At 72.7% G+C, this 25,502-nt stretch carries 25 protein-coding genes; 13 read left to right on the top strand and 12 right to left on the bottom strand.

Translation table 11 applies throughout. The annotated features are described in order from the left end of the window. The first annotated feature begins 74 nt into the window (after nt 1-74). Nucleotides 75-2,441 (top strand): DNA helicase PcrA, encoded by a 2,367-nt coding sequence (pcrA, locus tag ACFP6A_RS00430; protein WP_379600720.1) that lies wholly within the window; start codon nt 75-77, stop codon nt 2,439-2,441. 59 nt (nt 2,442-2,500) lie between these two features. Here the strand turns inward: pcrA and ACFP6A_RS00425 are convergent, their stop codons facing one another. Further along, nucleotides 2,501-2,905, bottom strand: a complete 405-nt coding sequence (locus ACFP6A_RS00425) for a cobalamin B12-binding domain-containing protein (protein WP_379600718.1) — start codon at nt 2,903-2,905, stop codon at nt 2,501-2,503. A gap of 100 nt (nt 2,906-3,005) precedes the next feature. After that, entirely contained in the window at nt 3,006-4,004 is a 999-nt protein-coding gene (locus ACFP6A_RS00420; protein ID WP_379600716.1) for a hypothetical protein, read from the bottom strand. Between the two features lie 118 nt (nt 4,005-4,122). On the opposite strand from ACFP6A_RS00420, the gene sucC reads away from it, so the two are divergent. From sucC to ACFP6A_RS00405, 3 genes are all read left to right on the top strand, one after another. Beyond that, nucleotides 4,123-5,304: an ADP-forming succinate--CoA ligase subunit beta gene (gene sucC / locus ACFP6A_RS00415; RefSeq protein WP_379600715.1), complete on the top strand. Its 1,182-nt coding sequence runs from the start codon at nt 4,123-4,125 to the stop codon at nt 5,302-5,304. Nucleotides 5,305-5,315: 11 nt separating this feature from the next. Beyond that, nucleotides 5,316-6,209, top strand: coding sequence for a succinate--CoA ligase subunit alpha (sucD, locus tag ACFP6A_RS00410; protein WP_379600713.1), 894 nt, complete (start codon nt 5,316-5,318; stop codon nt 6,207-6,209). 86 nt (nt 6,210-6,295) lie between these two features. After that, entirely contained in the window at nt 6,296-7,585 is a 1,290-nt protein-coding gene (locus ACFP6A_RS00405; RefSeq protein WP_379600711.1) for a DUF6350 family protein, read from the top strand. Nucleotides 7,586-7,591: 6 nt separating this feature from the next. Here ACFP6A_RS00405 and ACFP6A_RS00400 read toward each other — a convergent pair whose 3' ends face one another. Both ACFP6A_RS00400 and ACFP6A_RS00395 read right to left on the bottom strand, forming a co-directional pair. Further along, nucleotides 7,592-7,978 (bottom strand): VOC family protein, encoded by a 387-nt coding sequence (locus tag ACFP6A_RS00400; RefSeq protein ID WP_379600709.1) that lies wholly within the window; start codon nt 7,976-7,978, stop codon nt 7,592-7,594. Next, complete coding sequence (locus ACFP6A_RS00395) at nt 7,975-8,130, bottom strand: hypothetical protein (RefSeq protein WP_379600707.1); 156 nt, start codon at nt 8,128-8,130, stop codon at nt 7,975-7,977. Before ACFP6A_RS00395 ends, ACFP6A_RS00400 begins: the two co-directional genes overlap by 4 nt. 271 nt (nt 8,131-8,401) lie before the next feature. Here ACFP6A_RS00395 and ACFP6A_RS00390 point away from each other — a divergent pair, with 271 nt between their 5' ends. The 3 genes from ACFP6A_RS00390 to ACFP6A_RS00380 all read left to right on the top strand — a co-directional run bounded on the left by ACFP6A_RS00390 (nt 8,402) and on the right by ACFP6A_RS00380 (nt 11,689). Further along, on the top strand, nt 8,402-9,073 hold the full coding sequence (locus ACFP6A_RS00390) for a 7-cyano-7-deazaguanine synthase (protein WP_379600705.1): 672 nt from the start codon (nt 8,402-8,404) through the stop codon (nt 9,071-9,073). Nucleotides 9,074-9,103: 30 nt separating this feature from the next. Then, nucleotides 9,104-10,093, top strand: coding sequence for an ATP-binding cassette domain-containing protein (locus ACFP6A_RS00385; protein WP_379600703.1), 990 nt, complete (start codon nt 9,104-9,106; stop codon nt 10,091-10,093). A gap of 909 nt (nt 10,094-11,002) precedes the next feature. Beyond that, complete coding sequence (locus ACFP6A_RS00380; RefSeq protein ID WP_379600701.1) at nt 11,003-11,689, top strand: ABC-2 family transporter protein; 687 nt, start codon at nt 11,003-11,005, stop codon at nt 11,687-11,689. Between the two features lie 83 nt (nt 11,690-11,772). Here ACFP6A_RS00380 and ACFP6A_RS00375 read toward each other — a convergent pair whose 3' ends face one another. Then, on the bottom strand, nt 11,773-11,949 hold the full coding sequence (locus tag ACFP6A_RS00375; RefSeq protein ID WP_379600699.1) for a hypothetical protein: 177 nt from the start codon (nt 11,947-11,949) through the stop codon (nt 11,773-11,775). Between the two features lie 18 nt (nt 11,950-11,967). Then, nucleotides 11,968-12,483, bottom strand: coding sequence for a hypothetical protein (locus ACFP6A_RS00370; protein WP_379600697.1), 516 nt, complete (start codon nt 12,481-12,483; stop codon nt 11,968-11,970). Nucleotides 12,484-12,557: 74 nt separating this feature from the next. Here ACFP6A_RS00370 and purN point away from each other — a divergent pair, with 74 nt between their 5' ends. Next, a complete protein-coding gene (gene purN / locus ACFP6A_RS00365) occupies nt 12,558-13,217 on the top strand; it encodes a phosphoribosylglycinamide formyltransferase (protein WP_379600695.1) in 660 nt (219 codons plus the stop codon). Beyond that, on the top strand, nt 13,214-14,806 hold the full coding sequence (gene purH, locus ACFP6A_RS00360) for a bifunctional phosphoribosylaminoimidazolecarboxamide formyltransferase/IMP cyclohydrolase (RefSeq protein WP_379600694.1): 1,593 nt from the start codon (nt 13,214-13,216) through the stop codon (nt 14,804-14,806). The genes purN and purH overlap by 4 nt, the downstream gene beginning before the upstream one ends. 30 nt (nt 14,807-14,836) lie before the next feature. Here the strand turns inward: purH and ACFP6A_RS00355 are convergent, their stop codons facing one another. Next, nucleotides 14,837-16,075: an NAD(P)/FAD-dependent oxidoreductase gene (locus ACFP6A_RS00355; RefSeq protein ID WP_379600692.1), complete on the bottom strand. Its 1,239-nt coding sequence runs from the start codon at nt 16,073-16,075 to the stop codon at nt 14,837-14,839. A gap of 23 nt (nt 16,076-16,098) precedes the next feature. Between ACFP6A_RS00355 and ACFP6A_RS00350 the strand changes: the two genes are divergently transcribed. After that, complete coding sequence (locus ACFP6A_RS00350; RefSeq protein ID WP_379600690.1) at nt 16,099-16,437, top strand: DUF3017 domain-containing protein; 339 nt, start codon at nt 16,099-16,101, stop codon at nt 16,435-16,437. 12 nt (nt 16,438-16,449) lie between these two features. Here ACFP6A_RS00350 and ACFP6A_RS00345 read toward each other — a convergent pair whose 3' ends face one another. From ACFP6A_RS00345 to purU, 4 genes are all read right to left on the bottom strand, one after another. Further along, entirely contained in the window at nt 16,450-17,448 is a 999-nt protein-coding gene (locus tag ACFP6A_RS00345; protein WP_379600688.1) for a malate dehydrogenase, read from the bottom strand. A 73-nt stretch (nt 17,449-17,521) separates the two neighbouring features. Beyond that, the gene (locus ACFP6A_RS00340) at nt 17,522-19,504 is read right to left on the bottom strand and encodes a S9 family peptidase (RefSeq protein WP_379600686.1); all 1,983 of its coding nucleotides are present in this window, start codon (nt 19,502-19,504) and stop codon (nt 17,522-17,524) included. A gap of 126 nt (nt 19,505-19,630) precedes the next feature. Continuing rightward, nucleotides 19,631-20,086, bottom strand: coding sequence for an aromatic ring-opening dioxygenase LigA (locus tag ACFP6A_RS00335; protein ID WP_379600684.1), 456 nt, complete (start codon nt 20,084-20,086; stop codon nt 19,631-19,633). 272 nt (nt 20,087-20,358) lie between these two features. Next, nucleotides 20,359-21,204, bottom strand: coding sequence for a formyltetrahydrofolate deformylase (gene purU / locus ACFP6A_RS00330; RefSeq protein ID WP_379600682.1), 846 nt, complete (start codon nt 21,202-21,204; stop codon nt 20,359-20,361). Nucleotides 21,205-21,284: 80 nt separating this feature from the next. Here purU and glyA point away from each other — a divergent pair, with 80 nt between their 5' ends. Further along, nucleotides 21,285-22,574 carry a serine hydroxymethyltransferase gene (gene glyA / locus ACFP6A_RS00325; RefSeq protein ID WP_379600680.1) on the top strand — a complete coding sequence of 430 codons (1,290 nt, stop codon included), beginning with the start codon at nt 21,285-21,287 and terminating at the stop codon, nt 22,572-22,574. After that, a complete protein-coding gene (locus ACFP6A_RS00320; RefSeq protein WP_379600678.1) occupies nt 22,571-23,455 on the top strand; it encodes a bifunctional methylenetetrahydrofolate dehydrogenase/methenyltetrahydrofolate cyclohydrolase in 885 nt (294 codons plus the stop codon). The genes glyA and ACFP6A_RS00320 overlap by 4 nt, the downstream gene beginning before the upstream one ends. Here the strand turns inward: ACFP6A_RS00320 and ACFP6A_RS00315 are convergent. Beyond that, nucleotides 23,452-24,657, bottom strand: coding sequence for a M20 family metallopeptidase (locus ACFP6A_RS00315; protein ID WP_379600676.1), 1,206 nt, complete (start codon nt 24,655-24,657; stop codon nt 23,452-23,454). The two genes, ACFP6A_RS00320 and ACFP6A_RS00315, sit on opposite strands and share 4 nt — an antisense overlap. Nucleotides 24,658-24,695: 38 nt before the next feature. Here ACFP6A_RS00315 and ACFP6A_RS00310 point away from each other — a divergent pair, with 38 nt between their 5' ends. Beyond that, the gene (locus tag ACFP6A_RS00310) at nt 24,696-25,499 is read left to right on the top strand and encodes an exodeoxyribonuclease III (RefSeq protein ID WP_379600674.1); all 804 of its coding nucleotides are present in this window, start codon (nt 24,696-24,698) and stop codon (nt 25,497-25,499) included. The last annotated feature ends 3 nt before the right edge of the window (nt 25,500-25,502 follow it).

Raw genomic sequence — 25,502 nt, 5'->3', positions numbered from 1 at the left:
CCCACGCTAACCGCCGTCCTCGCCGTCCGCCCGGGACCCGGCTGTCCGCCGTCCGCCGTAGGCTGGGCGGCACGATGAGCACCCTCTTCGACGACCTCCAGATGCCGCCGCCGGGCGGCGGGCCGGGGCCCGAGCCGGCCGCGGCGCCGACGGTCCCCACCGAGGACCTGCTCGCCGGCCTGAACCCCCAGCAGCGCGAGGCGGTGGTGCACGAGGGCGGCCCGCTGCTCATCGTGGCCGGCGCCGGCTCCGGCAAGACCCGGGTGCTCACCCACCGGATCGCCTACCTGCTGGCCGCGCGCGGCGTCCGGCCGGGGCAGGTGCTGGCGATCACCTTCACGAACAAGGCGGCCGCCGAGATGCGCGAGCGGGTCGCCGCCCTCGTCGGGCCGCGCGCGGAGTCGATGTGGGTGTCCACCTTCCACTCCGCCTGCGTGCGGATCCTGCGCCGCGAGGCCGGCCGGGTCGGGATGCGCTCGAGCTTCTCCATCTACGACGCCGCGGACTCCCAGCGGTTGATGGGGATGGTGTGCCGCGACCTGGACCTCGACCCCAAGCGCTACCCGCCGCGCTCGCTGAGCGCCCAGGTGTCCAACCTCAAGAACGAGCTCGTCGACGAGGAGACCTACGCCGCCCAGGCCGCCGACGGCAGCGGCACCGACCGGGTGCTCGCCGAGGCGTACACCCGCTACCAGCAGCGGCTCCGGCAGGCGAACGCGCTCGACTTCGACGACCTGATCATGACGACGGTGAACATCCTGCAGGCGTTCCCGGACGTCGCCGAGCACTACCGGCGCCGGTTCCGGCACGTCCTGGTCGACGAGTACCAGGACACCAACCACGCCCAGTACGTGCTCGTCCGCGAGCTCGTCGGCGGCTCGGTGTCCGAGGCGGCAGCCCGCCGTGAGGTCCGCGCCGTCGACGGCAGCACCGTGCGGGAGGGCAGCGAGGTGGCGGTGCCCCCCGCCGAGCTCACCGTCGTCGGCGACGCCGACCAGTCCATCTACGCCTTCCGCGGGGCGACGATCCGCAACATCGTCGAGTTCGAGAAGGACTACCCCGACGCGCGCACGATCCTCCTGGAGCAGAACTACCGGTCCACCCAGACGATCCTCGACGCCGCCAACTCCGTCATCGCGCGCAACCCCGACCGGCGCGCGAAGAACCTGTGGACGTCGGCCGGCACCGGCACCCAGATCGTCGGCTACGTCGGTGACACCGAGCACGACGAGGCGGCGTTCGTCGCCGAGGAGATCGACCGGCTGCACGACGTCGAGGGGGTCCGGTACGGCGACGTCGCGGTGTTCTACCGCACGAACGCCCAGTCGCGGGCGCTGGAGGACGTCCTCGTCCGCGTCGGGCTGCCGTACAAGGTGGTCGGCGGCACCCGGTTCTACGAGCGCCGCGAGGTCAAGGACGCCCTGGCCTACCTGCGCGTGCTGGCCAACCCGGTCGACACGGTCAACCTGCGGCGGATCCTCAACGTGCCCAAGCGGGGGATCGGGGAGCGGGCCGAGGCGTGCGTCGCCGCGCTCGCCGAGCGGGAGCGCATCCCGTTCGCCGAGGCGCTGCTGCGTGCCGACGAAGCGCCCGGCATCGCCGCCCGGTCGCTGACCTGCATCCGGTCGTTCACCGCACTGGTCGAGGAGCTGCGCACGGTCGTGGACTCCGGGGCCGGGCCGTCGACCGTGCTGCAGGCGGTGCTCGAGCAGACCGGGTACCTCGACGAGCTGCGCGCCAGCCACGACCCGCAGGACCAGTCCCGGGTGGAGAACCTCGCCGAGCTCGTCGCGGTCGCCGGCGAGTTCGAGCAGTCCGAGCCCGAGGGCGGTCTCGACGAGTTCCTCGAGCGGGTCTCCCTGGTCGCTGACGCCGACGAGATCCCCTCGGGGCAGGACGACACGGGCGTCGTCACCCTGATGACCCTGCACACCGCCAAGGGGCTGGAGTTCCCGGTCGTGTTCCTCACCGGGATGGAGGACGGCACGTTCCCGCACGTCCGCTCACTCGGGGACGCCGCCCAGCTGGCCGAGGAGCGCCGGCTCGCCTACGTCGGCCTCACTCGAGCCCAGCACCGGTTGTACGTCACCCGAGCGGGGGTGCGCAGCGCGTGGGGGCAGCCGCGGTACTTCCCGGCCTCCCGCTTCCTCGACGAGCTGCCCGGCGAGCTGGTCTCGTGGAAGCGGGAGGAGACCACCGCCACCCGGCCGGGGTCCCAGCCGGCGGTGGCCCGGCTCGCCGGACGTCCCGGCGTCCGCACGCCGGGGGACCGGCCGGTGCTCGCGCTGCAGCCCGGGGACAAGGTCACCCACGACACGTTCGGCCTCGGCACGGTCGTGGCGATCGAGGGGGAGGGCGACAAGACCGTCGCGCACGTCGACTTCCGCTCCGAGGGCACCAAGCGGCTGCTGCTGCGCTACGCGCCGGTCGAGAAGCTCTGAGCCCGGCGGGCGCGCCGGGCCCCTTCGCCGCGCGGCCGTGGCACCGGCGAGGGAGCCGGTCAGTGAGCCGGCACGTGCTCGCGGACCCACTCGACGATCTCGGACGTCGGGGCGCCGGGGGTGAAGATCTTCGCGACGCCCGCTCGCTCGAGCTCGGGGATGTCCGCGTCGGGGATGATCCCGCCGCCGAACACGACGATGTCCTCGGCGTCACGCTCCCGCAGCAGCTCGACGACCTTGGGGAACAGGGTCATGTGGGCACCGGACAGCACCGACAGGCCGACGGCGTCGGCGTCCTCCTGGATCGCGGCCTCGACGATCTGCTCCGGTGTCTGGTGCAGGCCGGTGTAGACGACCTCCATGCCGGCGTCGCGCAGTGCCCGCGCGACGACCTTGGCGCCGCGGTCGTGCCCGTCCAGGCCAGGCTTGGCGACGACGATGCGTACCGGGGAGGTCGTGGCCATCGTGGTGGTGCCTTCCGTCGACTCGTAGCCGCCTCGTCGCGGCGTCCGCAGACTAACCGACGGGGCAGCGGTGCGGCCGGGCTCGGCCCGGACGCCGGCCTCACGACCCCTCGGTGGTGGCCGGCAGCCGGGTCAGCTCCTCCCGGTTGCACTGCGGGTAGGCGGTGGTGCGGACCGAGCCGTCCGCGCCGACGACGACGAGTCCGCGCTCCAGGCCCGCCAGCGCGACCGGCTCGCTCGCCCACTCGGTGACAGGGTCGCTGAGCCGGCCGGTGACCCACCCGTCGCCCAGGTCGAGCACGTGGACCTGGGCGCCGTCGGCGAGGTGCACGAGCCCGTCCCAGCCGATCGTCATCGCGTCGGCGGTGACCGCAGGCACCGGCAGCGGCTGGCCGCCCCCGGTCGCCGTCGCCATCCGGGTCAGCGGGCCGTCGGTGGACAGCAGCAGCACCTTCCCGTCCCGGGACGCCAGCGCCCGGTGCACCGGCGGGACGTCGCGGGTGTCGGCCGGGTGCACCTCCCCGATCCGCCGGTACGCCCAGCCCGCCGCGTACAGCTCACCGCTCTCGGCGACGAGGTAGACCTGCCGGGTGGTCGCCGTCACCGAGACGACCCGGACGCCGTCGGGCAGCGGCTGGCGGGCCCGGACCGCCCCGGTCCGCACGTCGACGGCGGCGACGGCGTCCGTGCCGACGACGAACACGTCGCGGCGGATCGGCTCCTCGCCCAGCAGCAGCGGCTCGCCGACCCCCAGGTCGGCCGGACGGGGGCCGGCGGTCCACGGCTCCAGCGCGCCGGAGAACGGGTCCCCGCGCCACATCTGCCCGTCGCCGGCGAGCACGAGCGCCTCGCCGGAGCGCAGCGCCACCACCGAGCGGGCACCGACCGGGCCGTCGACCGGTTCCGGGGTGCCGGTGGCACGGCACACCAGCTCACCGGGCAGCGTGACGGCACCCGGCTCGGTCCGGATGATCTCGCCGACGCCCTCGTAGTCGCGGCTCGCCCACAGCGCGACCGCGATGGCCACGGCGGTCAGCACCGTGCCGATGACGAGGGTGAGCAGCACCCCCCGCCAGCCCTCGAACACCCCTGTGCGCACAGGGGAAGGGTCCCACGGCGGCCAGGTGCCGAGCCGGACGCCCGGCAGGCGCCCCTGGAGGCTGCCGATAGGCTCGGCGACCGATCGGCTTCCGCTTCGACGACGAAGGACGGCGCACGTGGACCTGTTCGAGTACCAGGCGCGCGACCTGTTCGCCAAGCACGGGGTGCCCGTGCTCGACGCAGTGGTCGCAAGGACCCCCGAGGAGGCCCGGGCGGCCGCTGAGCAGCTGGGCGGGGGCACCGTGGTGGTGAAGGCGCAGGTGAAGACCGGCGGCCGCGGCAAGGCCGGCGGCGTCAAGCTCGCCCACTCCCCGGAGGAGGCCGCCGAGAAGGCCGAGCAGATCCTCGGCATGGACATCAAGGGCCACACCGTGCACCAGGTGATGGTGGCCCAGGGCGCCCGGATCGCCGAGGAGTACTACATCTCCCTGCTGCTCGACCGGGCCGAGCGCGCCTACCTGGCGATGGCCTCGGTCGAGGGCGGCGTCGAGATCGAGCAGCTCGCTGTGGAGCGGCCCGAGGCCCTGGCCCGGGTGCACGTCGACCCGCTCACGGGTATCGACGAGGCGAAGGCCCGCGAGATCGCCGAGCGCGCCGGGTTCGCCGACGACGTCCGCGACGAGGTCGTCCGGGTCGCCCAGCTGCTGTGGACCGTCTACCGCGAGGAGGACGCCACCCTCGTCGAGGTCAACCCGTTGGTGCGCACCGAGGACGGCCGGATCATCGCCCTCGACGGCAAGGTGACCCTCGACGACAACGCCGCCTTCCGCCACCCCGAGCACGCCGAGCTCGTCGACCGGTCCGCCACCGACCCGCTGGAGCAGGCGGCCAAGGAGAAGGACCTCAACTACGTCAAGCTGGACGGCGAGGTCGGCGTCATCGGCAACGGCGCCGGGCTCGTGATGAGCACCCTCGACGTCGTCGCCTACGCCGGTGAGGAGTACGGCGGAGTGAAGCCGGCGAACTTCCTCGACATCGGCGGCGGCGCGTCCGCCGAGGTGATGGCGAACGGCCTGGAGATCATCCTGTCCGACCCGCAGGTCAAGAGCGTGTTCGTCAACGTGTTCGGCGGGATCACCGCCTGCGACGCGGTCGCCAACGGCATCGTCGGCGCGATCGAGTCCCTCAAGGCCAAGGGCGAGGAGATCTCCAAGCCCCTCGTCGTCCGGCTGGACGGGAACAACGCCGACGAGGGCCGCCGGATCCTCGACGAGGCCGAGCATGACCTCGTGGAGATGGTGGACACGATGGACGCCGCCGCGCGCCGCGCGGCCGAGCTCGCCTTCGCGGCGAAGTAAGGGGACCCGAGATGGCGATCTTCCTCGACAGCAGCAGCACCATCATCGTCCAGGGCATGACCGGCTCGGAGGGGATGAAGCACACCCAGCGGATGCTGCGCTCCGGCGCGAACGTCGTCGGCGGGGTCAACGCCCGCAAGGCCGGCCAGCGCGCGTCCTTCGCCGACGGCGTCGAGCTGCCGGTGTTCGGCACGGTCGCCGAGGCGATGGAGGCCACCGGGGCGAACGTCTCGGTGGTGTTCGTCCCGCCGGCGTTCACCAAGGACGCGGTGGTCGAGGCCGTCGACGCCGCGATGCCGCTGTGCGTCATCATCACCGAGGGCATCCCGGTCAGGGACACCGCCGAGTTCTACGCCTACGCCCGGGAGGCCGGCACGACCCGGCTCATCGGTCCCAACTGCCCCGGGCTGATCAGCCCCGGGCAGTCCAACGCCGGCATCATCCCCGCCGACATCACCCCGCCCGGCCGCATCGGCCTGGTCAGCAAGTCGGGCACGCTGACCTACCAGATGATGTACGAGCTCAAGGACTTCGGCTTCTCCACCTGCGTCGGCATCGGCGGCGACCCGGTCATCGGCACCACCCACATCGACTGTCTGGAGGCGTTCGAGGCCGACCCCGACACCGACGCCATCGTCATGATCGGCGAGATCGGCGGGGACGCCGAGGAGCGCGCCGCCGCCTACATCGCCGAGCACGTGACGAAGCCGGTCGTCGGCTACGTCGCCGGTTTCACCGCCCCGGAGGGCAAGACGATGGGGCACGCCGGCGCCATCGTCTCCGGCTCCTCCGGTACCGCCGCCGCGAAGAAGGAGGCCCTGGAGGCCGCCGGGGTCAGGGTCGGCAAGACTCCCTCGGAGACGGCCGACCTCATGCGCGAGGTGATGCGCGGCCTGCAGGGCTGAACCGGGGCCACTCGGTCGTCGCATCCGGCGAAGGGGGCGTGTCGGTCGCCGGACGGGCCCGGTCCGTCCCGGACGATGGGGCCGTCATGAGCCTGTTGTCGCGTTCCTCCGTCCCCGCCGGCGCGGTCGCGGCCGCCCCGCCACCGGCGACCGGCGGCGCCGGAGGCGGCCGTGCCCCGCTGCGCTCCCCGCTCGCCCTTGGTGCGCTGGCCGCCGTCCAGGCCGTCGTCGGGTCGCTGCTCACCGTCGTCGCCCCCGTCGTCGCCGTGTGGATCGCGGCCACCGACACCGGCGCCACCTGGGTCGAGGCGGTGCGGGTGGCCGCCGACGCGTGGCTGCTGGCCCACCACACCGGGATCGCGGTCACCGGCGGGCAGCTGGCCGTCGTCCCGCTCGGTCTCACCCTCGTCGTGGGCGGGTGGTCGTGGGCCGCCGGCCGGCGGCTCGCGATCGCCCTCGGCCTGTCCGCCGCTACGTCCGGGACGCCGCCGGCGGACCCGGTGACCGGGGGTCCCGCCCGGTCCGCCCGCCGCGCGGTCGTCACCTACGCCGCCGCCTACGGCCTGCTCGCCGCCGTCGTCAGCCTGCTCGCCGCCAGCCCCGTCGCCCGCCCGCTGTCCGGGCAGGCCCTTGCCGGCGGGGCGGTGCTGGCCGGGCTCGTCAGCGGGGCGGCGGTCCTGCACACCTGGCGGACGGCGGGCCGGTCGCGGCCGTGGTCGGTGGTCGCCGACCGGCTGCGGGTGCCGGCGGCACTGCGGCGGGTGCTGCCCGCCGCGCTGCTCGCGACGGCGGGCTGGGTCGGCGCCGGGGCGCTGCTGCTGGCCGCCGCGCTGGCCGTGCACGGCGGTGACGTCACCGCCGCCCACCGGGCGCTGGACCCCGGGGTGCTCGGCGGCGCCGGGCTGGTGGCCGCCCAGCTGCTGCTCCTGCCGACCCTGGTGGTCTGGGCCGCCGCGTGGCTCGCCGGGCCCGGGTTCGTGGTGGGGGAGGGCACGGTGGTGTCCCCGGCCGTCGTCGAGCTCGGGCCGGTGCCCGCGCTGCCGGTCCTCGGCGCGCTGCCCGACCCGCTCGGGACGGCGGGCTGGGCGGTGCTCGTGGGCCCGGTGCTGCTCGGCGTGCTCGCCGGGCACCGGCTGCTGCGGGACCGCGGCGGCGTGCCGGGCGGCTGGGCGGCGGCAGGCCGGGACGTCGCGCTCACCGGGCTGGTCACCGGTGGGCTGGCGGCCGTGCTGGCCTGGGTGGCGTCCGGACCGGCCGGGCCCGGTCGGCTCGCCGAGGTCGGCCCGCAGGGCTGGGCGGTGGGCGCCGCGGTGGGCGCCGAGGTGGCCGTCGGCTGCGCCGTCGCGCTGGGGGTGGCGGCGCTGCGCGCCCGGTGACGCCGCTCAGCGCTGGCTGACGATCTGCACGAGGTTGCCGCACGTGTCGTCGAAGACCGCCGTCGTCACCGGACCCGTCTCCAGGGGTTCCTGGGTGAAGGTCACGCCGCGCCCCTTGAGGCGCTCAGTCTCCGCGTGGACGTCGTCCACGGTGAAGGAGGCGGCCGGGATGCCGTCGGCCACCAGCGCCGCCGCGTACGCCTTGGCCGCGGGGTGCTCGTCCGGCTCGAGCAGCAGCTCGACCCCCTCGGGTGCCTCCGGGGAGACGACGGTGAGCCAGCGGTTCTCCCCGAGCGGCACGTCGTGCTTCGTCACGAAGCCGAGCACCTCGGTGTAGAAGGCCTGAGCCCTGGCCTGGTCGTTCACGTGGATGCTGGTGAGGGTGATTTTCATGGCCTCTCCTGGCTGGATCGGGGCGGCCACCGCTTCGCGATCGCCCGCAGCAGTTGGGTGTCGACGTGCAGGAACGTGTACCGGCCGTGTCGGCGTCGGACGACGAGACCGGCCTCGGCGTCCACCCGCGCTTCCACAATGGCGTAGGGCATCATCCCAATCACCTCGCCGCGTCGGTGGCCCTGAGCCCCCCGCCAGGCTCAAGCAGGCCGGCCCTCAGACGACCTTGTTCGAGTGATCTTGCGGGCCTCTCGGGCGCCCGTCCAGGCCCCTTGACAGGTTGAGGTCGACGCGCGCAGAGTATCTCAATCCAGGAGTGGCCGCATCCACCGGTCGCGGTCCAGATCAATTTGAGCTCGAACCTCTCTGCCGTCCGGGCCTGGGAGAAGGTTGGTATTCTCGATGACTGCACAACCCGGTAGCATGGACTTTGCGCAGGACACTCTTGTGATGCTGTCCGGCGGGATGGAGTCGGTTACAGCGCTGCACTACGTAAAGCATCATAGTGCAGCCCGCGTAGCCGCAATCTTTGTCAATCTTGGCCAAGACAGTGCTATCCGCCAGCTTGCGCGTGCCAAGGAACACTGCAATTTGCTCGGTGTGCACCTGGAGGTTCTTAATCTCCCCGACGTGAGAAACCTATTCCTGGATGTCGTGGAGCCTCCGTACAATCTAGTAGCGGAAGGGCCCCGGGGACTGTCCCCTGAGATTTTTGGTTGCTATGACAGTGTGGGCGCCACTGTCATGTCGGCTCTGTATGCGGCCAATCATGGCTACACGCAAACGATCTACGGTGCCACAGCCTCGGACCGGGACCGCGCCCCGGAGATAGAACGGATGCTGTCGGGGACGGAAGATATCGTCCGTGCCAGCTGGGGACGCGGTACGACGATGATTGCCCCGTTCCTGCAGATGACTGATGAGGAAGTTGCCGCGCTCGCACTCGCAGAGCGTGTGGACATCTCGCGAACTTGGAGTTGCCACTACGGCGGCATCGAGCATTGTGGGTCCTGCGAGCGCTGTTTGAAGCGCCAGCGGGTTTTTGGAGTTCTTGACGCAAAGACTATTGCCGGTTTCGGCGTGACAGTTCCGTAAGGCCCTCAGTCAGCCAGGGGGCGTTAGCGTGTGACATGGAACATCGGAGAAAGTGGCAGCGTTGCATATTTCGACGGTGTCACAAAGCTCTACCAGCGCGGACGTGGACTCCCCCCTGTTGTCGCGATAGGCGACTTGTCGCTTTGCGTGCAGCAAGGGGCACGCTTGGCGCTGGTAGGACCTAATGGCGCGGGAAAGACCACGGCCATCCAGTTATTGTTGGGCCTGGCCGCACCAACTGACGGACGGGTTGCTCTCCTGGGGGACACGCGCCGCCCTAGAAGCCCAACCACGCTACGACACGTTAGCGTGGTCTTCGGCGGACGCCCCACACTTCCGCAGGATCTGTCCGTCGAGCGGGCACTCAAACTCCATACCCTAGCCTACAACGTGGCCGGCGTTCATTCCGGCGTGGTGGGCGAGGCGGTCGCGCGACTTGTCCCGCCGGGTTTGATGGCGGCTCGTGTCGGGTCCTTGAGTCTCGGCGAGCGTACCCGGGTTGAACTGGCGGCAGCCATAGCGGTGGAGCCGCAGCTTCTCGTTCTCGATGAACCCACAATAGGTTTGGATATTCTCGCTCGTCGGGCATTCCGTGCAGACATCGTCGCATTACTGGGAGAGCTCGACCTCACCCTCGTGCTCACGAGTCACGACGTCAGTGATATAGAGCGACTGTGCCAGGATGTGTTGGTTCTCAGTCAGGGGCGCGCTCTTTTCCAGGGAAGCACGTCCCAGTTGCTAGCCAGGTACGCCGCACCGGCTCGCCTTGTCCTGACGGTGGAAGAACCGATCCGGGACATCAACGATATGGGCCCTGACTATCACGTCCGTTCGACGTCGCCTCATCACATAGTTGTCACGTCAACCCGTCCGAGCGTCCCCATTTGGGGTGCTGTAGGCATCATTAGCCGGGCAACTACTGTACTGGAAGCCAGACTGGTCGAGGACACGATGGAGGATGCCATAGCCGCGCTCTACCAGAGGGCAGACAGCAGAACGCGCGATGCCGCAGGAGGTTAGAATCGTGGCGGATTGCCGCAGGCAAGCGGGCCTGGCTTATTGGCGTTTTCTGGCCTTCACGTTTGTCCGACTGTCATTGCAGTCACCTGGACGATACGTTCTGCAGGGAGTCTTGTCGATACTGGTCATGGCGGCCTTCTTCTGGTTGTGGGCAGCAGTAGACCAAGCCGGCGACCTGGCGAGCGATCAGTGGAATCTACAATCCATCCTCTGGTACCTCTTTGGTGTGCGGGTTTGGTTCGCTGGGCGGATCTCAGTCGCAACGCAACTACACACCGACATCAAACTAGGGTCTGCGACTGGAGACCTACTTCAACCCCGGTCGTATATTGCTCGCTGGGTGCTGAGAGGAGCGCTTGCAGGCTGTGGCCGGGCGGCGATCACAGCGGCCATGTGCCTTCCCGTGGCGTTGTGGTTGGCGAACTCCCCTCCGCCGTTGACGATGCTTGCGCTGCCGCTTCTGTTGTTGGGGGGGTGGGGCCTGGAGACGCTAATTGCACTTGTTGTAAGCGCACCCGGGCTGGCTGGCGCCGACCTAGCTGCGATCGAGTCCATCTACGGGAAGGTTGTCATGCTCCTTTCGGGAACATTCTTCCCCCTGTCGTTGGTTGCCCCGGTTGCCGCCATCGCTGTCTGGACACCGTTCCCACTTGTCGCTTACGTGCCCGTGTCACTTGCCGTGAATCCGTCAGCGGTGGTCGTGTCGGAATGGCTCCCATCGCTCGTCGGATGGTTGCTGGCCACTGTTGCGGCGGCCCACTGGTTTGTGCGACTGAATGTTCGTCGGTTGAGCCTGGACGGGTCATGATGGGGGTCGAGTCGTGGCACAGGCTGGTTCACTCCTGGGGGGTGGTGCTACGGACTTTGGTGTGGTCCGCGTCGGCTGTCGCGCGGCAACCGAGGTTGTGGTTGACGTCGGTCTTCATGACTGGCTTGAGCAACGGCGCCTTCTTGCTTCTCTGGTTAAGTCTCTACAGCGGACGGCATGTGTTGAACGGCGTCCCGCTGAAGGACTTCCTGGTGCTCTTCTCAGTGCTGGCCGTCGGGAGTGGGGTCGTCACGACATGCACTGGTAGACTATTTGAGATTCCCGTAGCTTTCGCTTCTGGGGAAATGACAGTTTTAGCGAGTCAGCCGGGACCGCTATTGAGCCGATTCCTTGTCTCCAAGGTGGAGCCTTCGGGAATAGGTGACATCATGTTCGGTCTGGTGATCCTTGCCACGGCCGAGGCACTCGGGGCGGAGGTCCATCACGGCTTCTGGCTTGTGGGTGTCGCGGTGTGCGCCGCGACGTACGTGAGTTGGATTGTCCTTGTGTCGAGTCTTGCGGTGACTGACGCGCGGTTTCCCGCATTCGCGGCGCAGTCGCTCTTCACTTTAGGGATATTTCCTGGGTTCGCACTTCCGGATGCTTATCGTGTGTTGCTCTACACAGTCGTTCCCACAGCATTTTTCGCGGTGCTCCCGGCTCGGCTCGCGCTGTTGTCCCGACTGGAGGATCTGTTGTTACTGATCGCTGGCGTTGTCGCTCTAGCCGTTGTTGCGGCGGTCACGTGGAGGCGGACATTGCGACAGTGGTTCGCTTCCCGCGTTTGAATCACTGCCATGTCGCTTCAGCACCCGTTGAAAGTCTCCTCCGACCCTCGCGCAGACGCCCGGTAGTGCGGGGAGGAGCCGCGTCACGAAAGTGCCTTGTGGTCGACGTAGCAGGTCAGATCCCCCTCCAGCGTCTCCTGGATCTCCTGCCACGACTCGCCCGGCCCCGGGTCTCCCCCGGCCGTCAGCTCAAGGAACTGCTTTGCCGCGTCGGTTCTGCGGGTCCCTGCCGCGCCGTCCCTGAAGTGTTCGTCACCCATTCTCGTCACCCCTTCTCATCACCCCTGCGGCTCCGGCAAGCCGCTGCGCTCGAGCAGCCACTCCTCGTACTGGGCCTGGCACTCGTCCTCGGCGCTGACGGTCAGCGCCCGGGCCCGGCACTCCTGCAGCTCGAGGGCGGCCGGCCACACCGCGAGCATCGCCAGGTGCAGGACGAGCACGAGCCCACCCATCGCGAGGCCGACGACGACGGACACGACGAGCGCGGTGCGCACCCGGGCGCGCAGCGCCCGCCGCAGCGCCCCGGCCCCCACCACGAGCCCGGCGCCGGTCAGCAGGATGCCCGAGGCCTGCCACGGCACCGGCAGCTGCAGGGCCAGCACGCCGCCGAGCATGAGCAAGGAGAACCGCAGGACGCGGCGGGCGAGGTCCCGCAGCTGCTCAGGATCCGCAGGCGGGGGCTGTGGCCCCGACTGGTCCGGCCCGTCGGGCTGGTCCGGCCGGCTGGACGGCGGGCCCGCCGGACGGTCCGGCAGCGGGCGGCCCGGTTCGGGCGGCGCGTAGGGGTTGCCCACCGTGCACCTCCTCGTCCGGGTCGGGGGCGGGCACCGCTCGGGTGGCGCCCTCCCGCACACTATGGTCTCTGACCGTGACCGCCGACGCGACGCCGGCCTCCGCCGGCCGCCACCGGTTCACCCCGTCCGTCCCCGCCCGGCTCGTCGTCCTGCTCTCCGGGACGGGAACCCTCGCCCAGGCGCTGCTCGACGCCGCCGCCGACCCCGCCTACGGCGCGGACGTCGTCGCGGTCGGCTCCGACCGCCCCGACGCGCCCGGGCTGCAGCGGGCCCGGGCCGCGGGAGTCCCGACGTTCGTCGAGACGCTCGCCGCCCACCCCGACCGGGCCGCCTGGGACGCCGCGCTCACCGAGCGGGTCGCCGCCCACCGCCCCGACCTCGTCGTCCTCGCCGGGTTCATGCGCCTGGTCGGCCCGGCCTTCCTCGACCGGTTCGCCGGCCGCTGCCTCAACAGCCACCCGGCCCTGTCCCCGGCGTTCCCCGGGGCGCACGCCGTCCGGGACGCCCTCGCCTACGGCGTCCGGGTCACCGGCACCACCCTCTTCCTCGTCGACGCCGGGGTGGACACCGGCGCGATCGTCGCCCAGCACCCGGTCGCGGTGGCCCCGGACGACGACGAGGCGACCCTGCACGACCGGATCAAGACCCACGAGCGCCGGATGCTCGTCGACGTCGTCGGGCGGATGGCCCGCGACGGCTGGACCGTCTCCGGCAGGAAGGTGACCATCGGATGAGTGCCACCCCAGCGGCCGGCGGGCGCACCCCCGTGCGCCGCGCCCTGGTCAGCGTCTACGACAAGACCGGCCTGGAGGACCTCGTCACCGGCCTGCACGCCGCGGGCGTGACGATCGTGTCGACCGGGTCGACCGCCGCGCGGATCGCCGCCGCCGGAGTCCCGGTGACCCCGGTGGAGGAGGTCACCGGCTTCCCCGAGTGCCTCGACGGCCGGGTCAAGACCCTGCACCCGCGGATCCACGCCGGGATCCTCGCCGACCGGCGCAACCCCGGCCACGTCCAGGAGCTGGCCGACCTCGGCGTCGAGGCCTTCGACCTCGTCGTGGTCAACCTCTACCCGTTCCGGGAGACGGTGCACTCCGGCGCCGGCATCGAGGACGTCGTCGAGCAGATCGACATCGGCGGGCCGTCGATGGTCCGGGCCGCCGCCAAGAACCACGCCAACGTCGCCGTCGTCGTCGACCCCGGCGGGTACGACGACGTGCTCCGGCAGGTCCGCGACGGCGGGTTCGACCTGGCCGCCCGGCGCCGGCTCGCCGCCCGGGCCTTCGCACACACCGCGGCCTACGACACCGCCGTCGCCCGCTGGTGCGCCGCCGAGCTCGCCGTCGACGAGGACTGGTGGCCCCCCTACGCGGGGATGGCGCTGGAGCGTGCCGACGTCCTGCGGTACGGGGAGAACCCGCACCAGAAGGGCGCCCTGTACGTCGACGTCGACGCCCCGGCCGGCGTCGCCCAGTCCACCCAGCTGCACGGCAAGGCGATGTCGTACAACAACTACGTCGACACCGACGCCGCCGTGCGAGCCGCGTTCGACCACGAGCGGCCCGCCGTCGCGGTCATCAAGCACGCCAACCCGTGCGGTATCGCCGTCGCCGACGACGACGCCGCCGACCCGGTCGCCCAGGCCCACGCCCGCGCCCACGCCTGCGACCCGGTGTCGGCGTTCGGCGGCGTCGTCGCCGCCAACCGCCCGGTGACCGCCGGGATGGCCGCCCAGCTCGCCGACGTGTTCACCGAGGTCGTCGTCGCCCCCTCGTTCACCGACGACGCGCTGCGCCTGCTGACCGCCCGCAAGAACGTCCGGCTGCTCGAGCTGCCCGAGGGGTACCGGCGCGACGAGGTGGAGTGGCGTCAGGTGTCCGGCGGGATGCTGGTCCAGGTCCGCGACGCCGTGGACGCCGCCGGCGACGACCCGGCCACGTGGCGGCTCGCCGCCGGCGACCCCGCGGACGACGCCACCCTCGCCGACCTCGCCTTCGCCTGGCGCGCCGTCCGCGCGGTGAAGTCGAACGCGATCCTGCTGGCCGCCGGCGGTGCGAGCGTCGGGATCGGGATGGGTCAGGTCAACCGGGTGGACTCCTGCCGGCTGGCCGTCGAGCGGGCCGGCGCCGAGCGGGCCCGCGGCGCCGTCGCCGCCTCCGACGCGTTCTTCCCCTTCCCCGACGGGTTGCAGGTGCTCATCGACGCGGGGGTGCGGGCCGTCGTCCAGCCCGGCGGGTCGGTGCGCGACGAGGAGGTCGTCGCCGCGGCCCGCGAGGCCGGGGTCACGATGTACCTCACCGGCACCCGGCACTTCGCGCACTGACTGTGCCGACGCCGGCCAGGGACGAGTGAGTCAGCCGCGCAGCGCGGCCCGCACCGGGACGTCCGGGTCGCCCAGCGCCGCGGTGCCCACGGGCACCCCGGTGCCGTCCGCGCCGCCGAGCGCCCGGCGGGCCTGCGCGACGTCCCGGGGACGGTCCACGGTGAGCAGCGCCACCAGCCGGTCCTGCCCGGCGGTGTCGGCCAGCACCCACGCCGCGGCGAAGCCCTCACCGGCCGCCGGCTCACCGCGCACGAGCACCCTGGCCCCGGCGTGCGGGCGGCCCGCCAGCGCCACCTCCCGCCCGAACTGGGTGGAGAACACGTACGGCACCGGGTCGTGGACGACGTCCTCACCGGCCAGCGTCGCCGCCGCGGCGTCCCCGGCGAGCATCGCCTCCTCCCAGTGCCCGCCGGCGACCCAGCGGTCGTAGCGCGGCGACCAGCGCACCGCGCAGTCACCGGCGGCGAGCACGTGCGGCGCCAGCGGACCGACCGCGCGCAGGTTCGCGCCGACCTCGACGCCGTGAGCGCCCGAGCCCAGCCAGCCGGCGTCCGGCAGCACGCCGAGCGCGGCCACCACCGCGTCCGCCACCAGCTCCTCCCCGTCGTCCAGGACCACCCGCTCCCCGGTGGCGGACACCACCCGGCGCCCGGTGAGCAGCTGCACGCCGGCGGCGGCGTACCAGGGGCGGGTGAGGTCCCCCACGGTGCCGATCTCGCGGCCCAGCGGGGTGGGCAGCGCCTCGACCACGGTGACCTGGCAGCCGACGGCGGCCGCGGAGGAGGCGACCTCCGCGCCGATCCAGCCGGCGCCCGCGACGACCAGCCGGGCACCGGGTACGAGCGCTGCGCGCAGCCGCGCCGCGTCGTCGAGCGTCCGCAGCACGAGCACCCCGTCCCAGCCGGCGGGCACGACCGGGCGGGCGCCGGTGGTCACCAGGACGGCGTCGGCCGGCTCGTCCCACCCCTCGCCCCGGACGACGACCCCGGAGGCGTCGACGTCCAGGCCGGTGACGCGGTGGTCGAGCAGCAGCTCGTCGCACAGGACGTCGAGGTCCTCCCCGAGGTCGTCCTCCAGCCGCGTGGTGCTCCCGCCGGTGAGCACCGCCTTCGACAGCGGTGGCCGGTCGTACGGGCGGTGCGGCTCGGCGCCGACCATCACCAGGTGGCCGTCGAACCCGCGGCGGCGCAGGCCGGCGACGGCGTAGGTCCCGGCGAGCCCGGCACCCACGACGAGCACGCTGTCGGGGCGGCGTCCAGGGCTGGGCACGGCCGCAACGCTAACCTCCGGCCGTGCCCGACACGACTCCCGCCCCCGACCGGGGGCCGGGCACGGGACCCGACCGGCGACCGGGCGCCGGACCCGACCGGCTGGACCGGCTGAGTCGGCTGGTCGTCCCCCTCGTCGGGGCCGCGGTCGTCGTCCCGGTGCTCCTCCTGCCGGTGCTGGGCTTCCGCGGGTCCTCGCTGCTGCTGGCCGGCGGGCTGCTCGGCGCCGCCGCGGCACGGGCGCTGCTGCCCGCGCGGGCGGTGGCCCCGCTCGTCGTGCGGACCCGAACCCTCGACGTGCTGGTGCTCGTGGTGCTCGCCGTGCTGCTCGCGGTGCTCGCGGCGACGGCCCCCGGCGGCTGAGCGAGGCGTGCCTCAGCCGATGAGACCGAGCCCCCGGACGGCGTCGCGCTCCTCGGCGAGCTCGGCGACGCTGGCGTCGATCCGGCTCCGGGAGAAGTCGTCGATCTCCAGTCCGGGCACGATCGACCACTGCCCGCCGGACGTCGTCACCGGGAACGAGGAGATCAGACCCTCCGGCACACCGTAGGAGCCGTCGGACGGGACGGCCATCGACACCCAGTCGCCGTCCGCGGTGCCGAGCACCCAGTCGCGGGTGTGGTCGATCGCCGCGGACGCCGCGGACGCCGCCGACGACGCCCCGCGTGCCTCGATGATCGCGGCGCCGCGCTTCTGCACGGTGGGGATGAACTCCTTCTCCACCCACTGCTGGTCGCCCACGACCTCGGCGGCGTTGCGGCCGGCGACCTCGGCGTGGAACAGGTCGGGGTACTGGGTGGCCGAGTGGTTGCCCCAGATCGTCATCCGGCGGATGTCCGTCACCGCGGCGCCGGTCTTCTTCGCCAGCTGCGCCACCGCCCGGTTCTGGTCCAGCCGGGTCATCGCGGTGAACCGCTCCCGCGGCACGTCCGGGGCGTTGTGCATGGCGATGAGCGCGTTGGTGTTGGCCGGGTTGCCGACGACGAGCACCTTGAGGTCGTCGGCGGCGTGGTCGTTGAGCGCCCTGCCCTGGACGGTGAAGATGGCGCCGTTGGCCTCGAGCAGGTCGCCGCGCTCCATGCCCTTCGTGCGAGGGCGGGCGCCCACGAGCAGCGCGATGCTCACCCCGTCGAACGCGGTGGCGGCGTCGTCGCTGATGTCCAGGCCCCGCAGCAGCGGGAAGGCGCAGTCGTCGAGCTCCATCGCCACGCCCTCCACGGCCCCGAGCGCCGGGGTGATCTCCAGCAGGCTGAGGTGCACGGGGGTGTCGGGGCCGAGCAGGGCCCCGCTCGCCACCCGGAACAGCAGGCTGTAGCCGATCTGGCCGGCGGCGCCGGTGACGGCGACCTTCACCGGGGCGGACTGTGTGCTCACGACTCACTCCTTGTCACGGGAGGCCCGGCTGCGCGCGGGCCGTGGACGGATGCCCGGGACGCTAGCAAGGCGCTCACCGGTGTGCCGGGTCGGCCGGCGAGACGGGCAGCAGCTCGGACCACCAGCGCAGCACGTGCTCGAAGCGGGCCTGCCGGTGCCGCGGCCGCCCGGAGCGGCTGAGCTCGTGCCCCTCCCCGGGGAACAGCAGCAGCTCGGTGCGGACCCCGCCGAGCCGCAGGGCGGTGAACCACCGCTGCCCCTGCTCGACCGGGCAGCGCCAGTCGTTCTCGGAGTGGATCACCAGGGTCGGGGTGGTGACCCGCTCGACGTGGGTCATCGGGGACTGCTCGCGCATCGCCTCCGCCGAGCCGTGGTAGCCCAGCGGGAAGAACCAGCCGATGTCCGCCGAGCCGACGAAGCTCGTGGCGTCGAGGTAGCCGCGCTCGACGACGGCCCCGGTGAACCGGTCGGTGCGGGTGGTGAGCAGGGCGGTCATGTACCCGCCGTAGGAGCCGCCCTGGACGCCGACCCGGTCGCGGTCCAGCGGCAGTCGGGGGTCGCCGAGCGCCCCGTCGAGGAACTGCAGGACGTCGTCGGCGTCCCGGGTGCCCATCGCCCCCTGGACGACGCGCCCGTGGGCCTGGCCGTACCCGGCCGACCCCCGGGGGTTGCACATGAGGACGGCGTAGCCGGCGCCGGCGTACACCTGCGCCTCGTCGAACAGTCCCCAGCCGTACTGGGCGTAGGGCCCGCCGTGCACGGTGAGCAGCACCGGGTGCGGACCGTCGCCCCACCGGGCCGGGTCGGGCAGCACCGCCCAGCCGTGCACCGGGTAGCCGTCGTCGGCCTCGACGGTCAGCTCGACGAGGGGGCGGACCCCGGCGGCGCGCAGCGGTGCCGCGACGTCGGTGAGCCGGGTCGTGGCCCCGCCCAGGGCCACCAGGTCACCCGGGGTCGTCGGGTCGGCGACGACCGCGACCACCGTACGGCCGTCAGCGGTGGCGTCCACGCCCCGGACCTGCAGCTCGCCGTCCAGCAGCACGTGCGGGTCACCGCCGTCGGCGGGGACGGCGAGCAGCCGGACGGCGCCACGGGACCGGTCGGCGACCAGGACGCCGCGCTCGGTGACGACGGGCCGGCCGGACTCGGCCAGGTCGACGGTCTCGGCGTCGGTGAGCCGGTGGGCCGGGCCGCCGGCCAGCGGGGCGGTGAACAGTCCTGCGTTGCGGGCCACGAAGTCGGTGCCGGAGGGCCCGACCTCGGAGGCGATGAACCACACGGTGCGGCCGTCGGGGGAGGCGACGGGAGCGCTGGCGGTGAGGTCCCCGCCGACCACGAGGGTGAGGTCGCCGCCCTCGGCGGGTACGCGGTACACCCCGCGGCGCAGGTCGGTGTCCCGGCTGTCGTGGGCGTCGGCCACGACGAGCAGGGCCGCGCCGTCCGGGGTCCAGGCGACGTCGCCGTGGCTGACGTCCCCGTGGGTGACCCGTCGCGGCTCGACGACGGCGCCGGAGGACACCGTCGCGTCGGCGAGGTCAGGGACGTCGAGCACGAACACGTGCGGCCGGCGGTCCCGGGTGTAGCCGAGGCCGTCCTCCCGGTAGGCCAGCGTCGTCACCAGACGTGGCGGCTCGGCGTCCGGACCGACACCCTCCTGGGTGCCGTACCGGCCGTCCTCGGGGACCCGCGCGGTGTAGGCGATCCGCCGCGAGTCCGGCGACCAGACCGGGTCACCGGCGCCGAGGTGGTGGTCGGTGAGCCGTAGCGGCTCCCCGCCGTCGAGCTCGAGCAGGTGAAGCTGCGGGCGGCCCTTGGGCTCGGCCCGCAGGAACGCGACGTACCGGCCGTCCGGGCTCACCGCCGGAGAGGTGTCCCGGTGGCCGCGGGTCAACGGGCGCGGGCCGGCGGAGCCGTCGGTGCGGACCAGCCACAGCCCGCCGACGTACTCGTCGGTGCCGGTGTCCGGGCGGACCACGGAGGTGACGGCCCACGAGCCGTCGGGGGACAGGGACGGCGTGCCGCACTGGCGCAGCAGTGGCAGGTCGGTGGGGCGCATGACCGGCACGCTATCCGCGCACGGTGAGCGGACCGGGAGCCGGGCACGGCGAGGGCCCGGTGCGGGATGCACCGGGCCCTCGCCGTGCCGGACGTGTCGGCCCGCGTCAGGCGCGGGCGGCTCGCGTCAGTAGCGGGCGGTCGCCGGCGCCACCTTCATCAGGGCGTAGCCGACGAGCAGGAACAGGACACCGAGGCCCATCGCCATCGCGGCCACGCCGAAGGAGACCACGGAGGTGAACAGCGAGGCCCGCAGGAACGAGGCGTTCATCACCGTGGCGCGGGTGGGGTCGTCCTGCGCCAGCTCGGCGTAGGTCTTGCCGCCGGAGGCCTTGAGGGCGTGCTCGTTGATGATCTCGGCCTGCGCGTAGGCGCTGAAGGGGCCGTTGACCTCGTCGCCGGCGAGGAAGGAGGCGTCCTCGGCGACGGTGACCTTCTCGGCGGACAGCTGGCTCTGGACGAGGCCCCACGTGGTGGCGCCGCCGATGGCGAGGATGAGCCCGCCGATGATGACGATGATGCCGAGGGTGCGGACGAGCCTGGACTGGTCGGTGCCGGTGCGAGTGGCCGAGGTGGTGGCCATGGCTTCTCCTGTTGGTCGTGTTGGGTCGTGCCTGGTCGTCGTTCCCGGGGGTTTCCCGGTGTGCCACTACTCCATCGGCATCGGCACGCTGAGCGCAGGGGCGCAGGACCCGAACCTGCCGGGACGTTCGTCCTGACCAGCAGCATCCCGCACCCAGCGGGGTTCGCACACCCAGTGGCGGTGGTCCGCCCCTCGGCAGCCCGGTTTTACCGCCACTGGGTGTGCGAACCCCTGGCGCGGTGGGGCGCGGAGCCCGGGTGCCCCGGCGGCGGTCAGCGGAAGACGACGGTGCGGTGCCCGTCGAGCAGGACCCGGTGCTCGGCGTGCCAGCGCACCGCGCGGGAGAGCACCTGCGCCTCGACGTCCTGGCCGATGGCGACGAGCTCGGCGACGGTCATCGTGTGGTCGACCCGCTCGACGTCCTGCTCGATGATGGGCCCCTCGTCGAGGTCCGCGGTGACGTAGTGAGCGGTGGCCCCGATGAGTTTGACGCCGCGCTCGTGGGCCTGGTGGTAGGGCCGGGCGCCCTTGAAGCTCGGCAGGAACGAGTGGTGGATGTTGATGACCCGGCCCTCGAGGCGCCGGCACAGGTCGTCGCTGAGCACCTGCATGTACCGGGCCAGGACGACGAGCTCGACGTCGAGGTCCTCGACGAGCTCGAGCAGGCGGGCCTCGGCGTCCGGCTTGGTCTGCGGGGTGACCGGCACGTGGTGGAACGGGACGCCGTAGAAGTCCGCCAGGGGGCGCAGGTCCTCGTGGTTGCCGACGATGGCCGGCACCTCGATCGGCAGCAGCCCGGAGCGCTGCCGGAACAGCAGGTCGTTGAGGCAGTGCGCGGCCTTGCTCACCAGCACCAGGGTCCGGGTCGGCCGGCCCACCTCGTCGAGCTGCCAGTCCATCGAGAACCGTTGGGCGACCGGGGCGAACGCCGCCTCGAGGTCGGTCCGCGACGCGGGGGAGTCGACCTGCAGCCGCAGGTGGAACAGGCCGGTGCCGGGGTCCCCGAACTGCTTGCTCTCGGTGATGTTGCCGCCCAGGTGGGCGATCACCCCGGTGACGGCGTGGACGATCCCGGGCCCGTCCGGGCAGGTCAGGGTGAGCACGAGGGGGGTCGTCACGGGCGGCCAGCGTAGTGGTGCGGCGGGAGCGCGGCCGGGGTGCCGTAACCTGGCGCCGCCGCCGTCCCGAGGAGCCCGCCGTGACCGACGTCCCGACGTCCACGTCCGTGACCGAGCAGCCGCTCGCCGAGGTCGACCCTGAGATCGCCCGCGTCCTGGAGCAGGAGCTCGGCCGCCAGCGCGACACCCTCGAGATGATTGCCAGCGAGAACTTCGTGCCCCGCGCGGTGCTCGAGGCCGCCGGGTCGGTGCTGACGAACAAGTACGCCGAGGGCTACCCCGGACGCCGGTACTACGGCGGGTGCGAGTACGTCGACGTCGCCGAGGACCTGGCCCGCCAGCGGGTGCGGGACCTGTTCGGCGCCGAGCACGCCAACGTCCAGCCGCACTCCGGCGCCTCGGCGAACGCGGCGGTCATGCACGCCCTCATCCGCCCGGGGGACACCATCCTCGGCCTCGAGCTGGCCCACGGTGGCCACCTCACCCACGGGATGAAGATCAACTTCAGTGGCCGGCTGTACGACGTCGCCGCCTACGGGGTGGACCCCGAGACGTTCCGCGTCGACATGGACGAGGTGCGCCGGATCGCCCTGGAGCGCCGGCCCAGGCTCATCATCGCCGGCTGGTCGGCGTACCCGAGGCAGCTGGACTTCGCGGCGTTCCGCGAGGTCGCCGACGAGGTCGGCGCCTACCTCATGGTGGACATGGCGCACTTCGCCGGGCTGGTCGCCGCCGGTGAGCACCCCTCACCGGTGCCGTACGCGGACGTCGTGACGACCACCGTGCACAAGACCCTCGCCGGACCGCGCAGCGGCACCATCCTGTGCCGCGAGGAGCACGCCAAGAAGATCGACTCGGCGGTGTTCCCGGGCCAGCAGGGCGGGCCGCTCATGCACGTGGTGGCGGCGAAGGCGGTGGCCTTCAAGATCGCCGCCACCGAGGAGTTCCGCGAGCGGCAGCGGCGCACCGTCTCCGGCGCCCGGGTGCTGGCCGGGCGGCTGACCCGCCCGGACGTCGCGCAGGCCGGGGTCTCGGTGCTGACCGGCGGCACCGACGTCCACCTCGTCCTGGTCGACCTGCGCGACTCCGAGCTCGACGGCCGGCAGGCCGAGGACCGGCTGCACTCGGTCGGGATCACCGTCAACCGCAACGCCGTCCCGTTCGACCCGCGCCCGCCGATGGTCACCTCCGGGCTGCGGATCGGCACCCCGGCGCTGGCCACCCGCGGGTTCGGCGACGAGGAGTTCGCCGAGGTCGCCGACATCATCGCCGAGGCCCTGAAGCCGTCCTGTGACACGGACGAGCTGCGCGGGCGGGTGCGGGCGCTCACCGAGGCGTTCCCGCTCTACCGCGGCCTGGAGCACTGGTGACTGCGAGAGTCCTCGACGGCAAGGCCACCGCGGCCACCATCAAGGCCGAGCTCGCGCAGCGGGTGAGCGCCCTGCGGGAGCGGGGCATCGAGCCCGGTCTGGCCACCGTGCTCGTCGGCGACGACCCGGGCAGCCGCTCCTACGTGGCCGGCAAGCACCGGGACTGCGCGGAGGTCGGGATCGCCTCGATCCGGGTCGACCTGCCCGCCGACGCCTCCCAGCAGGACGTCGAGGACGCCGTCCGGCGGCTCAACGAGGACCCGGCCTGTACCGGGTACATCGTCCAGCTGCCGCTGCCCCGCGGCCTGGACAGCCAGCGGGTGCTCGAGCTGATGGACCCGGCCAAGGACGCCGACGGGCTGCACCCGACCAACCTCGGGCGGCTCGTGCTGCGGGTGGCGGGACCGCTGGACTCCCCGTTGCCGTGCACCCCGCGCGGGATCGTCGAGCTGCTCGGCCGGCACGGTGTGGCCCTGGCCGGTGCCCGGGTGTGCGTCATCGGCCGCGGCGTCACCGTCGGCCGGCCGCTCGGCCTGCTGCTGACCCGCAAGGACGTCAACGCCACGGTCACCCTGTGCCACACCGGCACCCGAGACGTCGCCGAGCACACCCGCGGCGCGGACGTCGTCGTCGCGGCCGCCGGGGTGCCCGGGATGCTCACCGCGGACATGGTGCGCCCCGGCGCCGCCGTCCTCGACGTCGGCATCACCCGGGTCGTCGACGAGCAGACCGGCAAGGCGCGGCTCGTCGGGGACGTGGACCCCGGCGTGCACGACGTCGCCGCCTGGGTGGCGCCGATGCCGGGCGGCGTCGGGCCGATGACCCGGGCGATGCTGCTCGCCAACGTCGTGGAGGCGGCCGAGCGAGTTCAGCCGGCTTAGCGGGTCAGGGTCCGCGCCGCCAGCTCGGCGTAGACGGCGGTGCCGTCCGGCAGCACGGCGTCGTCGAACGCGGCGAACGGCGAGTGGTTGTCCGGCGCCGTCCGCCAGTCCCGGCCCGTCAGGCATGCCCCGAGGAACAGCATCGCCCCCGGCACGGCCTGGATCACCCGGGAGAAGTCCTCCGAGCCGGTGATCGGGTCCGCCATCGTCTCCCACCGGTCCGGGCCGAGGGCCCGCTCGACGACGTCCTGGGCCGTGCTCACCGCGCCGGCGTCGTTGACCGTCACCGGGTACTGCCGGTGGAACGCGACGTCCACCTCGACCCCGTGCGCGGCCGCGACCCCCTGGACGTAGCGGACGGTGTCACGCTCCAGGCCGTCCAGGACGCCGGCGTCGAAGCAGCGGATCGTCGCCTGGAACATCGCGTCGTCCGGGATGATGTTCGCCTTCGTCCCCGCGTGGAACTGCCCGACAGTGAGCACCGCGGGCGCGAACGGCGACACCGTGCGCGACAGCAGCGTCTGCAGGCCGGTGACCATCGCCGCGGCGACCGGGACCGGGTCCTTCGCGTTGTGCGGCGCCGAGCCGTGCCCGCCCGCCCCGCGCACGGTGACGTGCAGCTCGTTGCTCGCCGCCATCAGCGGCCCCGGCCGGGAGGCGACGTGGCCGCGGGGCGTGAGACCGGACATGACGTGCAGCGCCCAGGCGGCGTCCGGACGGCGTCCGGCGGCGTCCAGCACGCCCTCCTCGATCATGAGGCCGGCGCCGTCGAAGCCCTCCTCGCCGGGCTGGAACATCAGGACGACGTCGCCGGCCAGCTCGTCGCGGCGGGCCGCGAGCAGCCGGGCGGCGCCGACGAGCATCGTCGTGTGCTGGTCGTGCCCGCACGCGTGCATCGCGCCGGGCACCTGCGAGCGGTAGTCGACGTCCACCTCCTCGGTCACCGGCAGCGCGTCCATGTCCCCGCGCAGCAGCACGGTGCGCCGCTCGGCGTCCGGGACGTCGGCGGTGCCCCGCAGCACCGCGGTCACCGACGTCGCCCGCTCGCCGGTGCGGACCTCCAGGTCCAGTCCACTCAGCGCGTCGAGCACGGTGCGCTGGGTGACCGGCAGGTCCAGGCCGATCTCGGGGTGACGGTGCAGGGTGTGGCGCAGCTCGGTGAGGTCGCCGGCGATCGCGCGGGCGTCGTCCAGGTAGGTCATGGCAGGTGCCTACCACGTGGGCTCCTACCATCGCGAACGTGCTCACCGTCGCCACCGTCAACGTCAACGGGGTCCGCGCCGCCCAGCGGCGGGGGATGGGCCGCTGGCTGGCGGACGCGGCCCCGGACGTCGTGTGCCTGCAGGAGGTTCGCGCCCCGGACGACGTGCTGCGCGCCCACCTCGACGACGGCTGGCACTGCGCCCACGCCGAGCCGGCCCTGGACGGGCACCGCGGCCGGGCCGGGGTCGCCGTCCTGAGTCGCCTGCCGGTCACCGCGGTTCGCGACGAGGTGGGTGCCCCCGAGCTCGACGCGTGCGGCCGCTGGGTGGAGGCGGACCTGGTCACCGCTGGCGGCGAGCCGCTCACCGTCGTCAGCGTGTACGTGCACACCGGGGAGGCCGGCACTCCGCGGCAGGACCAGAAGGAGGCGTTCCTGCAGCAGATGACCGACCGGATGGAGGCCCTGCGGGTCGGCGGCCGGCACGTGCTCGTCTGCGGTGACCTCAACGTCGCCCACCGCGAGGACGACCTGCGCAACTGGCGGGGCAACCTGCGCCGGGCGGGGTTCCTGCCGCAGGAGCGGGCCGTGCTCGACCGGTGGTTCGACGAGCTCGGGTGGGTGGACGTCGTCCGGGCGCACACCGGTCCGGGTCCGGGGCCGTACTCGTGGTGGTCCTGGCGCGGCCGGGCCTTCGACAACGACACCGGGTGGCGGATCGACTACCAGATCGCCACCCCGGAGCTCGCCAAGCGGGTCGTCGCCACTCGGGTCGACCGGGCACCGTCCTACGCCGAGCGGTGGAGCGACCACGCGCCAGTCGTTGCCACCTACGACGTGTGAGGC

It is taken from the genome of Quadrisphaera sp. GCM10027208 (genome assembly GCF_042658805.1).
Taxonomy (GTDB): Bacteria; Actinomycetota; Actinomycetes; order Actinomycetales; family SCSIO-59966; genus SCSIO-59966.
The sequence above is the reverse complement of the archived record's forward strand: the minus strand, read 5'-3'. Positions and strand labels throughout refer to the sequence as shown.